This is a genomic window from Streptomyces sp. TSRI0281 (assembly GCF_001905125.1).
Taxonomy (GTDB): Bacteria; Actinomycetota; Actinomycetes; order Streptomycetales; family Streptomycetaceae; genus Streptomyces.
In genome coordinates, this window is record NZ_LWLE01000030.1 from 6,202 (window position 1) to 19,568 (window position 13,367).

A 13,367-nucleotide genomic window follows, 5' to 3' on the forward strand; every position below is an offset into this window, starting at 1 on the left:
CACCCTCGACGAGATCACCCTCGGCGACACCGTCATTCCCCCCTACAGTGCGGTACTCGCGTCCACCCAGGCCGCCAACCGGGACCCGCGCCGCTTCGAGGACCCCACCGGCCTGCGTTTGGACCGGCCGGAGAACCACCACACCGCCCTGGGGCACGGCATCCACTTCTGTCTGGGCGCCGCTTTGGCCCATGTCGCACTCCAGGTGGCCATCGGGTCGTTGCTGCGCCGCTTCCCCGGGCTCGCGCTCGCCACCGACGAGCGCGAGCTGCGCTGGTCGAGCCCGGGTTCGATGCTCAGCGGCTTCTCCGAGATCCCCGTGACCTGGTGAGCGCGCCCCGCCCCCGGCACCCACGGGCAGTGACGCCGAAGGGCTGATGGCCACACCTTCGTGGTCACCAGCCCTTCGGGTCAGGGCAGTTGAGCCGCCGACGCAGTCGGGTCAGGCCGCGTCCGCTCCCACCGCCGTCCGCAGCACGCCGTCGCGCACCTCCATCGGCTCCCCGGTAAACCGGGCCCGCAGCCGACGGTCGTGCGACACGATCACGACCGCGCCCTCGAACAGCGCGAGCGCCTCCTCCAATTCCTCGATCAAGGTCAGCGCCAGGTGGTTGGTCGGCTCGTCCAGCAGCAGCAGGTCCGCGGGTTCGGTGACCAGTCGGGCGAGCGTCAGCCGCCGTTGCTGGCCGATCGACAGGCCGCCCACCGCGACGCGGAAGCTGTCCGGCGAGAACAGGCCGAGCGAGGCGAGCTGCTCCTCGTGCTCCTCCCGCGTACCGACCCGGCCCTCGGCGAACGCCTCCAGCAGGGTCTGCCGGGGCCGGCTCACCGACACCTCCTGCGGCAGGTAACTGATGCGGCCCTGCCGTGTCACCTGGCCGGAGTCCGGCTCCTGCACACCTGCCAGCAGATTCAGCAGCGTGGTCTTCCCGGCGCCGTTGGGGCCGTGGATCAGCAGCCTGCGCCGCTTGTCGATGGTCAGCCCGTCCACCCGCAGCCGGTGGTCGACCGTCACGTCCGAGAGGGTCACCAGCGGATGTTCGAAGGTGCGCCCCGTGTCCGTGAGTCCGGCGGTGAAGCGCAGCGGGTCCGGCGGCCGGGGGACCGGGTTCTCCTCCAGGCGGCGCAGCCGCTCCAGCGAGTTGCGTACCCGGCTGCCCACCTGGCGCTCGGCCCGCAGACCGTGGTTGAAGTACTGGAGCTTGTTGGAGTGGAAGCGGTTCGCGTAGCCGACGCGGTGCGCGGTGGTCACGCTGCGCACCCGCTGGAATTGCATGTCGTCCAGCCAGGTCCGGTACTCCTCCTCCCAGTGGCGGCGGGCGGCGGCCTTCTCCGCGAGGAACCCGGAGTAGCCGTTGCCGAAGCGGTTCACCGTGTGGCGCTCGCCCTGCACCTCCAGGATGGTGTCGGTCACCCGCTCCAGGAACACCCTGTCGTGGGAGACCGCGACGACGGTGCCGGGGAAGGCGCGCAGCCGGTCCTCCAGCCAGGCCATGGCCTTGTCGTCGAGGTGGTTGGACGGCTCGTCGAGGAGCAGCAGCCCCGGCTCCGTGGCGAGCGTGCAGGCCAGGGCGAGCCTGCTCTGCTCGCCGCCGGACAGTGCGCTGAGCGGACGGTCGAACGGGATGTGCCCCACGCCGAGTTCGTCGAGCGCGGCTTCGGCGCGCGCGTCCGCCTCGTAGCCGCCGCGCGCCTCGAAGCGGGTCATCAGGTTGCCGTAGTCGTCGAGTTCGGCCTGGGTGGCGTCCGCCATCCGGGCCTCGGCGGCGTGCAGGTCGCGTTCCATCGTGCGCAGGTCCGACAGGGCCCAGTCGATGGCGTCGCGCACCGTGCAATGCGGTGGCAGGTCCAGCGTCTGGCCGAGCAGACCGATTCCCCCACTGCTGTCGACGGTGACCTCGCCCTCGTCGGGCTGGTCGACACCGGCCATCAGCCGCAGCAGGGTCGTCTTGCCCGCGCCGTTCTCGCCGACGATGCCGACGACGTCACCGGGCTTGATGCTGAGCGAGACGCCTTCGAGCACCGGATGGTCGACGTAACCCTTGGACACGTTGGTGAGAGTGAGCTGAGTTGACATACGCGGATCTCCTCCGGGGCGCCTTCACGCGCCCCCGACAGCCCAGGGAGCGGCCTGACGTATACCTGCCGGAACGGCTGGTGACAGGCCGCCGAGGCGGCGGACCGGCGGGAGACCCGCACGGTGCGCGGCGTGGGCGGATGGCTGTGGTGGTGGTCTGAGGACTCGCCTACCCAGTCAGAAGATCATGGCCCCAGTGTAACGACCGGATTCGGGGATCGACAGCGGTTTCCGGCCCCGGCCCGCCCCCCGGGCATCCCGGACAGCCGGTGGACGAACCCCGCCGATCAAGGCGGACAAGGGTTCTCGGTGCCCGTGCGGGGCTGTCTGCGACCCGGCGGGCCACCGGCGCGGCACATGGCTCGCAGGCCCCTCGAACCCTCTGCCACCAGCGAGGGGACGGCCCCGGCCACAGGCCCGTAGCCGGGCCGATGGCCGGTCGCCGGCGAGCGGACGGCGTCCCCGGCACCGGCTGGTCCCTGTCGGCCGCGCAGCAGAACCGCGCAGGACGCCCGAAGCTCAGCATGGCCGGTTCCGGAGGGTGGATCACCGGAGCGCGTTCGCGGCAGCGGTCGGCGCCGCCCGGCCCCGGCGCGCCGTCTGCGCAGGTCATCTCTCGTCCTGGTGGAGCTGGGCCACGGCATCCAGGATGCGGTCCACGCCGGGTAGGTGGTGGCGCTCCAGCAACGGCGGCGGATACGGGACGTCAAGGCCCGTGACCCGCAGCACCGGGGCCTCCAGGTGAGAGAAGCAGCGCTCGGTGACCGGGCCGCGATCTCCGCCCCGACCCCGGCGAAGCCGCTCGACTCGTGCACCACGACGGCCCGGCCGCACGCGCGCACCAGATGGCAGACGCTCTCGTCGTCGAAGGCACGAGCGTGCGCAGGCCGAGCACCGCCAGGTCCCAGCCGTGTGCCCGCGCCGCCTCCGCCGCCTCCAGGCACACCGGCAGGGACGGGGCCGTACGTGAGGAGGACGGCGGAGCCGCCAGGACGGCGCAGGACGGCATGCCCCAGCGGCTCCACGGCGGGCGGCGCGTGCTCGTCCCAGGGCTCCTTCGCCCAGTAGAGGCGCTTGGGCTCCAGCACCACCACGGGGTCGTCCGACTCGATGGCGGCGCGCAGCAGACCGTACGCGTCCGCCACGGTCCCCGGAGTGACGACGTGCAGGCCGGCGTGTGGACGTAGTAGGCATCCGAGGAGTCGCTGTGGTGCTCGACCCCGCCGATGCCACCCCCGTACGGGATGCGGACCACGAGCGGCAGGGGCAGCCGTCCGGCGGTCCGGTTGCGCATCTTCGCCACATGGCCCACGAGTTGTTCGAAAGCGGGGTGGGCGAACGCGTCGAACTGCATCTCCACCACCGGGCGTAGCCCGTACATGGCCATATCCACCGCCGTGCCCCGGGATCCCGGCCATCGGCAGGGCCGGGGGCCCGGACGCGGCGGGGGTGGCCATCGGGGGCAGGCCCGTGGGGGCCGGTGAATGCTCAACGGCCGTCATGTACTGACACCCCCTTCGGGCGCGTGGACGTCCGCCCCTGCCGCCCCTGCCGAACAGCCGTGCGCCGCACCGTCCCATCGGTCGGCCGCGGACTCGCGGGCGTGCAGCGCGGCTACCTGCGCACGTAGTTGAGGAGTCGGCCGCGCGTAGATGTGCGCGAACAGCGCTTCCGGCGCGGCGTGTTGGGGCACGGTGAACGCGGCCCGCAGCTCGGCCGCCGTGCGGTCGGCGGCCTCGCCCGCCGCGTTCGCGGTCGCCTCGTGGCGGGCCAGCGGTACGGAGATCGCGCAGCCGTTGTTCTGGACGAGGAAGACGACGGGCGCCCTGAGTACCCCGGCGAAGGTCAGCGCCTCATGGAAGTCGCCCTCGCTGGTGGCCCCGTCGCCCGCGAGCGACAGAGCCACCATGTCGTCGCCGCGCAGCCGGGCGGCGTGCGCCAGGCCGACCGCGTGCGGCAGGTGTGTGGCCAGCGGGGTGCACAGCGGGGCGGTGCGCCACCGCCAGGGGTCGTAACCGCTGTGGACGGCGCCGTGCAGCAGCGCCAGGGTCTCGTCGGCCGGGGTCCCCCGCAGATGCACGGCGAGGGTGCCGCGGTAGGTGGGGAAGAGCCAGTCGGTGGAGCGCAGGGCCGAGGCCGCGGCTACCTGGCACGCTTCCTGCCCGGTCGACGACGGGTAGACGGCGAGGCGTCCCTGCCGCGCCGACGTCGATGCCTGCTCGTTGAACCCGCGGCCCACGACCAGGCGGCGGTGCAGGGAGCGGGCGAGGGCGGGGCGGACGGCGGCGGCCCGTGGAGTGCCGATGATCCGTACGGGGGACCGATCGGGCAGCAGGGGGCCGGGTCGCGCAGCGGGCCGTCCGCGCCGGGCCGCCAGACCGGGGTTCCGGGGGAGGCCGCGTCCTCGGGGGCGGTCCGGGCGCCGTGCGGGGGCTCGGGCGGGGCCTCGGCTCGGGTGGCCATTCACAGCCTCCCGGAGAGCGGACTCAGCGGCCGGTAGTCGCGCGCGGCGAGGAACTCGGGCCGGGGCGCGGCCACTTCCGCCAGCTGATTGGCGACGCTGTTGTAGGTGATCAACGCCACCGTCCGGTCGCCCGGCGACATGTTGGTCCCGGAACCGTGCACGATCCGGGGGTCGAAGAAGAGCAGGTCCCCGGCGCGGCCGGTGGCCGACCTGATGCCGTGCTTCTCGACCAACGGCCTCAGATGGTCACCGCGCAGCCGGAAGTCCAGGTCCGCCGACAGGTTGGAGGCCCATTCCGGCTTTTCGGAATCCACCGTGGAATGCGCTGTTCCTGACGTCCCGGCAGTCCCCCGGAATGCGTTGGACGGATCATCGGAGAATGCGTTGGGGTCAGCCGGAGAATCACTCTCCGGGAGATTCTTTGGGACGTTCTCCATATGTGAACCAGGAATGAGGAGAAGCGGCCCGTTGAATTCGGTGACATCGTCCAGGAAGAGCGCTGCATTGATGGCCTTCGGCTGCTGCATTCCGTCTTTCTGTTCCCAGAAGACATAGTCCTGGTGCCAGGGCCACACGTCGCCGTCCAGTGCTCGCTTGGCATTGACCTTGACCTGGTGGACGTAGACGTCGTCCTCCACGAGGCGGCGGGCCACGGACAGCATCGACGGCAGCCGCACCAGCCGGGAGAACAGGTCGCTCACCTGATGGCAGCCGTGAATTCCCCGGACGGTGCTGCCGTCCTTCTCCAGTATGCGCCCGGGGTGTTCTATCCCTTCCAGACGCTGGACCTCCTCGCGTATGCGGTCCAGGTCGTCCGGTTCGATGCCGCTGTCGAGGGTCAGGAACCCGTCGGATCGGTAGGTGTTGATCTGCGCGGAACTGAGCATTTTCGTCACCCGTCGTGTCCGGTCTGATCGTTTCGGGAGGGTGCTTCGGAGCCTAGCATCCAGCCTGCGGGAGAACAGTGGGGAAAGGTATTCCACCGCATCATCGATAACCTTCGCAGCTTTTCGTCAGGCGTCCGTCAGTCAGAAATCAGCGGCCTTTGTGAGGATGCCAAGACGTAATTCCCCCCACGGGTGCGTACGAGGCGCCGACGACCGGATCACGAGCGAGGAGTCGATGTGACGCGTACGGGTACGGGCGCCGGGCTGACGGACGTGCTGCCGCTGTCTCCCCTCCAGGACGGCCTGCTCTTCCACGCGCTGTACGACGAGGCGGACGCGGACGTCTACGTCGTGCAGTTCGTCCTCACCTTGAGTGGCCCGCTGGACGCCGCCCGCCTGCGCGCCGCCACCGAAGGACTGCTGCGCCGCCACCCGAACCTGCGCGCCGGGTTCTGGCAGGACGGCATGAAACGGGCCGTCCAGATCATCCCCCGGGAATCCGTACTGCCCTGGACCGAGCACGACCTGACGGGGACCGCGCCGGACGTGCGCGAGGACGCGTTCCAACGGCTCCTCGACACGGACCGGGGCCGCCGCTTCGACCCGGCGCACCCCCCACTGATGCGCGCCGCCCTCGTCGCCCTGGGGCCCGAGGAACACCGGTTGCTGATCAGCCACCACCACCTGCTGGTCGACGGCTGGTCCATGCCCCTGCTGCTGGCCGACCTGTTCACCCTGTACGAGAACGGCGGCGACGAGCGCGCCATGACCCCGCCGCCCTCCTTCCGCGACCACCTCGCCTGGCTCGCCTCGCGGGACGCGGAGGCGGACCGGCGGGCGTGGCGCGAGGAACTGGCGGGCCTCGACCACCCCACCACCGTGACCGCCGCGCCCGGAACCGCCGTCCCCGCGCCCCGCACCGCCACCACGGACGCCGTCGGCCCCAGGGAGGACGCCGCCGCAGGCGCACCCACCGGCCCGGACGTCACTGGTGCACCGGACGCGCCCGCCGACGGGCGCCCCAGGGGAGCACGGCATCAGGACCCCGTCCACCAGCAGTTCGTCGAACTGGACGAGCCCACCACCGCCGCCCTCACCGCGCAGGGGCGACGCCACGGACTCACCCTCAACACCCTCGTCCAGGGAGCCTGGGGGCTGCTCCTCGGAGCCCTCACCGGAAGGGACGACGTCACGTTCGGGGCCGTCGTCTCAGGCCGCTCGCCCGAGGTCGACCGCTCCGAGAAGATGGTCGGCCTGTTCATCAACACGGTGCCGGTACGGGTGCGCACCCGGGCGGGCGACACCCTGGCCACCACCCTCGGCACGCTCCAGGAACACCAGGCCCGGCTGGCGGAACACCAGTTCACGGGCCTGTCCGCGATCCAGCGCGCCTGCGGCATCCCCGAACTCTTCGACACCCTCCTCGTGTTCGAGAACTACCCCCTGGACCCCGACGCCCTCGACCTGCACGCCGACGGACTGCGCCTGTCCGACCTGGAGATCCGGGACCGCACCCACTATCCGCTCAGCCTGGTCGTCATCCCCGGCGAGACCCTGCGGCTGCGCGTCGAGCACCGCGCCGACCGCTGCGCCCCCGAGGTGGCTCGCGACCTGGGACCGCGCCTGCTACGGCTGCTGCGCGCCATGGCCGACGGTCTGGAGGAGCCGGCAGCCCGCCTCGACCTGCTCTCGCACCAGGAGCGCGCCGCACTCCTCGACACCCCCCGGGAACCCGCCCACGCGCTGTCCGGCCGGACCCTGCCCGGACTGCTCGACCAGCAGGCCGCGCTGACGCCCGACGCCCTCGCCGTCGTCTGCGCGGACGAGCGGCTGACGTACCGCGAGGTGGCGTCGCGCTCCAACCGGCTGGCGCGCCTGCTGATCAGCCGGGGCGCGGGCCCAGAGACGCTCGTGGCGCTCGCCCTGCCGCGCGGCACCGAACAGGTCGTCGCGTTCCTCGCCGTCCTCAAGGCCGGCGCCGCCTACACCCCCGTCGACACGTCCTACCCGCAGGAGCGCGTCTGCTTCCTCCTCGCGGACGCCGCCCCCGTCGCCGTGGTCACCACCGCCGCCGAGGCCCACCTGCTGCCACCGGGCGCGGAACCCGTCGTCCTGGACGCTCCCGCTTTCGCCGCGGAACTCGCCGCCTGCTCCGACGCCGACCTCACCGACGCCGAACGCCTCCACCCCCTGCACGCGGACCACCCGGTCTACGCCCTCTACACCTCGGGCTCCACCGGCCGCCCCAAGGGCGTCCTCATGCACGCCGAGCCGCTGCTCAACCTCATGGCGTGGTATGCGCGGACCGTGCCGGGGGAGCCGGGTGCCGTCGCCTCGCAGTTCTCGACGACGGCCTTCGACCCCGCCCCGCTGGAGATGCTCTCCGCGCTCACCCAGGGCCAGACTCTCACCGTCGCCACCGACCTGGCCCGCCACGACCCGCAGGAACTCCTCGACTGGCTGGAACGCGAGGGTGCCCGGCACCTCTACACCACCAACACCGTCGTCGAAGCGCTCGCCGACGCCGCCGCCGCGACCGGCCGCACCCTGCCCGACCTGCGAGAGGTCGTCCAGGCAGGGGAAGCCCTGATGCCCTCCCAGTACGTCAAACGGCTCTTCCGCGACCACCCCGGGCGACGGCTGCACAACCTCTACGGCCCCACCGAGACCCACGTCGTCACCGCAGCCGTCCTCGGCCCCGACCCCGACGCCTGGCCGCACTCGGCGCCCATCGGCACCGCCCTGCCGCACACCCGGGTGTACGTGCTCGACACCTGGCTGCGCCCGGTGCCGCCCGGTGTGGCGGGCGAGCTGTACGTCGGTGGGGTCATGCCCGCGCGCGGCTATGTGCGCCGCGCGGGTCTCACCGCCTCCCGCTTCGTCGCCGCCCCGTTCGGGCCGCCCGGCGGACGCCTCTACCGCACCGGCGACCTGGTGCGTCAACGCCAGGGCGGAGCACTGGACTTCCTGGGCCGCGCCGACGACCAGGTCAAGATCGGCGGCCAGCGCGTCGAACCCGGCGAGACCCGGGCAGCACTCGAAGCGCTCCCGGACGTCGCACAGGCGCACGTCACCGTCCGCGAGGACACCCCCGGGGTCCGCCGCCTGGTCGCCTACCTGGTCGCCGCCCCCGGAACGCACCCCGTCCCCGCCGACCTGCGCGCCGCGCTCGCCCGCACCCTGCCCGCCCCGCAGGTGCCCGCCGACTGCGTCCTGCTCGACGCGCTGCCCCGCAACGCCAACGGCAAGGTCGACCGGAGCGCGCTGCCCGCCCCCGTGGTGGCCGGGGACGCCGCCGGACGTGCCCCGCGCACCGACGCCGAGCGCTTGCTCGCCAGACTCTTCCAGGAGGTCGTGGGAGCCACCGCCGTAGGGGTCGACGACAGCTTCTTCGCTCTCGGCGGTGACAGCATCATGTCGATGCAGCTCGCCGGTCGGGCCCGCAAGGAAGGGCTGTTCTTCTCCCCGCGCGACGTCTTCGAACAGCGCACCGTGGCCCTGCTCGCCGCCGTCGCCACCCCGGCCGACGACCGGGCGGCGGGCCCCGCCCGCACCGAGGGCTCCGGGCCCTTCCCCGCCACTCCGATCATGCACTGGTTCCGCGAACTCGGCGGCCCCGTAGACGGGTTCAGCCAGTCGGTCGTCCTCCAGACGCCTGCCGCACTCGACGAACGCCGCCTGGCTGACCTGCTCCAGAGCGTCGTCGACCACCACGACGTGCTGCGCCTGCGGATGGAGACCCGGCCCGACGGGAGTTGGTCCCCCGAGGTCCGGCCCGTCGGCTCGGTGCGCGCCGTCGACCTGATCCGCCGGGTGGACACCGGGGGACTGGGCTCCGAACGGACCGCGGCACTGCTGGAGCGCGAAGCCGCCGCCGCCGACCGCCAACTGCGCCCCGCCCGGGGCGACATCCTGCGCGCCGTGTGGTGCGACGCGGGCGATGCCCCCGGCCGACTCCTGCTCACCGCCCACCATTTCGCCGTCGACGGCGTGTCCTGGCGCATCCTCCTCGCCGACCTCGTCACCGCCTGGCAGGCCGTCCTGGCGGGCCGCGCCCCGGCGCTCGAACCGGTCGCCGTCCCCTTCCGCCAGTGGGCCCAGCACCTCACCGACCTGGCCCACGACCCCGCGCAGACCGCCCAGCTCCCGCTCTGGCAGCGCATCGCGTCGACCGCGTCCCCGCTGCCCTCCCGGGTCTCCCCGGACCCCCGCCGCGACTTGGCCGGCACGGTGCGGCGCCACACCCGGGAACTCCCGGTCGACCCCACTCGCGCCCTGCTGACCGGCGTCCCCGCCGCCTTCCACGCCGGGATGAACGACGTCCTGCTCACCGCGCTCACCGCGGCCGTCGTCGAATGGCGCCGACGGCGCGGCACGTACGCCACCGACCTGCTCCTCGACCTCGAAGGCCACGGCCGCGACGAGGGCGCGGGAACCCTCGACCTGTCCCGTACCGTCGGCTGGTTCACCACCCTGCACCCGGTGCGCCTCGACCTCGGCCGCACCGACCACCGCGAACTCGGCGCGGGCGGGCCGGCCCTCGGACGAGCCGTCAAACGCGTCAAGGAACAACTGAACGCCGTCCCCCAACACGGCCTCGGCCACGGACTGCTGCGCCACCTGAACGAGGACACGGCCAAGGAACTCTCCACCACGGCCGTCCCCGAGCTGTGTTTCAACTACCTGGGGCGCTTCACCGCGCCCGACGACACCGACTGGTCGCCCGCCCCCGAGATCCACCTGCTCGGCGGCTCCGTCGACTCCGGCCTCCCCTTCGGCCGCTCCCTCCAGCTCAACGCCTACACCAGGGACACGCCCGACGGCCCCCGGCTCACCGCCTTGTGGTCCTGGCCCGGAGCCCTCTGGGACGACGCGGACATCGCGGAACTCGCCGACAGCTGGTTCACCATGCTCCGGGCCCTGGTCCGGCACACCGCGACCGGCGGCGCGGGCGGACACTCCCCCTCCGACCTGCCCCTGGTGGATCTCAGCCAGAACGACATCGACCTGCTCGAAAGCGAACTGGGCGAGGAAGACGAGGAATCGAAGTGACCGAGTCCCGGATCGACGACGTACTCCCGCTCGCCCCGCTCCAGGAAGGACTGCTGTTCCTCTCCCGGTACGACGACGCGACCGCGGCGGACGTCTACGTGGTGCAGTTCCGCTTCGACATCGAAGGCCCCCTGGACGGCGACCGGATGCGTGCCGCCGCCGAGGCGCTGCTCGTCCGCCACCCCCACCTACGGGCCGCCTTCCGCCACCAGCGCCGCGAGGGCCGCCCCGTCCAGGTCGTCCCCCGCTCCGTCCGCCTGCCCTGGGACGAACTGGACCTCAGCGGTCTCGACCCCGTCGAGCGCGCCGCCGAACTGGAACGCGTACTGTCCGAGGACCGCTCCCGGCGCTTCGACCCGGCCCGGCCGCCACTGATGCGCTTCACCCTGATCCGCCTCGGCCCGCGCACCCACCGCCTGGTCTTCACCCACCACCACCTGCTGCTCGACGGCTGGTCGATGGGCCTGCTGATCAAGGAACTCTTCGCCGCGTACGAACACGGCGGCGATGCCTCCGCGCTGCCCGCCACCACGCCCTACCGCTCCTATCTGACCTGGCTCGCCCACCAGGACGTGCCGGCCGCCCGTGCGGCCTGGAGCGACGCGTTCGACGGCCTCACGGAGCCGACCCTCGTCGCGGGCCACGGCCGCCCCACCGGAGCACCTGCCGAGTACGTCACCGAACTGCCCGAGGACCTCACCGCCGCCCTCACCAGCCGTGGCCGGGCCGCCGGACTCACCCTCAACACCCTGGTGCAGGGCGCGTGGGGCCTCCTCGTCGGCAGCCTCACCGGACGCGACGACATCACCTTCGGCGAGATCGTCTCCGGACGGCCCGCCGACCTCGACGGCGCCGAGGCCATGATCGGCATGTTCGCCAACGCGCTGCCGGTACGCATGCGCACCGCGCCCGGCGACTCGCTCGCCCGGACCCTGCTGCGGCTCCAGGAGCAGCACGGCACGCTCATGCCCCACCAGCACCTCGGGCTCAGCGCCGTCCAGGCCCTCGCGGAACCCGCCGAGCTCTTCGACACCATGGTCATCTTCGAGAACTACCCGCTCGACCCCGACACGCTCCACGTCACCGCAGGCGACATCCGCCTCACCGAGCTCAGCGAGCACGCCGCCACGCACTACCCGCTGTGCCTGATGGTGCTCCCCGGCGAGCGGCTGACCCTGCGCCTCGGCTACGGCACCGACCTCTACGACGAGCGCGCCGCCGCCTCCCTCGCCGAGCGGCTCCTCGGCCTGCTCGAACTCCTCTCGGCGGACTTGGACCGCCCGCTGGCCTCCATCGACCCGCTGCCCGCCGCCGAACGCTGGGAACTGCTGGAAGCCAGGAACGACACGGCCCGGCCTGTGCCCGCGCTGACGCTGCCCGGACTCTTCGCCGAGCAGGCCCGTACCACCCCAGACGCCGTGGCCGTCGAAGCGGCGGACGGTTCCCTCACGTACGCCGAGCTCGACCGCAGGTCGGCGGCGCTCGCCCAGCGCCTCACCGCGCTCGGTGCCGGGCCCGAACGCCATGTGGCGCTGCTCCTGCCCCGCACCTGCGACCTCCTGGTGGCGCTGCTCGCCGTGCTCCGCACCGGCGCCGCCTACGTACCGCTCGACCCCCACCACCCGGCCGAGCGGATCGGCCAGGTACTGACCGACGTCCACCCCGTGTGCCTGCTCGCCGACCGCGCCGACGGCGCCGCCGCACAGCACGGCGTCCCCCTGCTGCACGTCGACGACGAGGAGCACACGTGTCCCCCGGCCCCGGGGGACACGTGTGCCGCGCCCGACCCGGCGCACCCCGCCTACGTCATCCACACCTCGGGCTCCACCGGCCGCCCCAAGGGCGTCGTCGTACCGCACAGCGCCCTGACCAACTTCCTCACCGACCTGCGCACCCGTGTGCCGCTCGGCCCCGGCGACAAGCTCCTCGCCGTCACCACCGTCTCCTTCGACATCGCCGCACTGGAGCTCTTCCTGCCCCTGCTCGGCGGGGCCACCGTCGTACTCGCGGACCAGGACACCGTCCTGGACCCCGACGCACTCGCGCACGCGCTCACCACCTCCGGCGCCTGTGTCATGCAAGCCACCCCCACGCTGTGGCGCACCCTCGTCACCGACCACGCCGAGGCCCTGCGCGGCCTGCGCGTCCTGACCGGCGGCGAACCCCTCCCGGACGACCTCGCCACGGCCCTGACCACGGCGGCCGGCGAGGTCACCAACCTCTACGGGCCCACCGAGACCACCATCTGGTCGACCGTCGCGGAAGTGCGTCCCGGCGCCCCGGTCACGATCGGGCGGCCGATGGGGAACACGCGGGTGTATGTGCTGGATGGTGGGTTGCGTCCGGTGCCGGTGGGGGTGCGGGGGGATCTGTATGTGGCGGGTGCGGGTCTGGCGCGTGGTTATGTGGGTCGTGGGGGTTTGACGGCGGAGCGTTTCGTTGCTGATCCGTTCGGTGTCGCTGGTGGTCGGATGTATCGCACGGGTGATGTGGCGGTGTGGCGTGGTGATGGGGTGCTGGAGTTCGGGGGACGTACGGACGGTCAGGTGAAGATCCGGGGCTTCCGGGTGGAGACCGCCGAGATCGAAGCCGTACTGCGCGCGCACCCCGGCGTCCTCGACGCCGCCGTCGTCGCCCGGAGCGCGCCCGACACCCCGGTCCGGCTGGCGGGTTACGTCGTCCCCGTACCCGAGGAGGACCCCGGCACGGGCGTTGCCGAGACCTCCGCCGCCGACAGCTCGCGCGACACGCGCGAACACCAGCAGGAAAAGTCCTGGCGCGACGTGTACGACACCCTCTACCAAGACCTCGGCGACAGCCCGTACGCAGCCTGGAACAGCAGTTATGACGGGTTGCCGATCGCGGTGGGGGAGATGGAGGAGTGGCG

General features: G+C 72.5%; 6 protein-coding genes and 1 pseudogene. 3 read left to right on the forward strand and 4 right to left on the reverse strand.

From position 1 onward, the window contains the following. A partial coding sequence (locus A6A29_RS45495) for a cytochrome P450 (RefSeq protein WP_158074485.1) occupies nt 1–331 on the forward strand: 331 nt, incomplete at its 5' end. Between the two features lie 111 nt (nt 332–442). On the opposite strand, the gene abc-f is transcribed toward A6A29_RS45495, so the two are convergent. The 4 genes and pseudogenes from abc-f to A6A29_RS29085 form a co-directional block, all read right to left on the reverse strand. Continuing rightward, nucleotides 443–2,077, reverse strand: coding sequence for a ribosomal protection-like ABC-F family protein (abc-f, locus tag A6A29_RS29070; RefSeq protein WP_073724434.1), 1,635 nt, complete (start codon nt 2,075–2,077; stop codon nt 443–445). Nucleotides 2,078–2,686: 609 nt separating this feature from the next. Then, nucleotides 2,687–3,488, reverse strand: a pseudogene (locus A6A29_RS29075) (alpha-ketoacid dehydrogenase subunit beta); the annotation flags it as partial. Nucleotides 3,489–3,575: 87 nt separating this feature from the next. Continuing rightward, nucleotides 3,576–4,454, reverse strand: coding sequence for a thiamine pyrophosphate-dependent enzyme (locus A6A29_RS29080; RefSeq protein WP_079183075.1), 879 nt, complete (start codon nt 4,452–4,454; stop codon nt 3,576–3,578). An 86-nt stretch (nt 4,455–4,540) separates the two neighbouring features. Continuing rightward, complete coding sequence (locus A6A29_RS29085; protein ID WP_073724436.1) at nt 4,541–5,428, reverse strand: phytanoyl-CoA dioxygenase family protein; 888 nt, start codon at nt 5,426–5,428, stop codon at nt 4,541–4,543. Between the two features lie 237 nt (nt 5,429–5,665). Between A6A29_RS29085 and A6A29_RS29090 the strand changes: the two genes are divergently transcribed. Together A6A29_RS29090 and A6A29_RS29095 are read left to right on the forward strand one after the other, a co-directional pair. Then, nucleotides 5,666–10,480 (forward strand): non-ribosomal peptide synthetase, encoded by a 4,815-nt coding sequence (locus A6A29_RS29090; protein ID WP_073724439.1) that lies wholly within the window; start codon nt 5,666–5,668, stop codon nt 10,478–10,480. Then, nucleotides 10,477–13,367: non-ribosomal peptide synthetase (locus A6A29_RS29095; protein WP_073724441.1), on the forward strand; the 2,891-nt coding region annotated here is incomplete at its 3' end. The genes A6A29_RS29090 and A6A29_RS29095, both read left to right, overlap by 4 nt.

Coding starts and splice junctions, on each gene's coding strand:
- abc-f (WP_073724434.1), bottom strand. CDS start 2,077: ATGTCAACTCAGCTCACTCTCACCAACGTGTCCAAGGGTTACGTCGAC.
- A6A29_RS29085 (WP_073724436.1), bottom strand. CDS start 5,428: ATGCTCAGTTCCGCGCAGATCAACACCTACCGATCCGACGGGTTCCTG.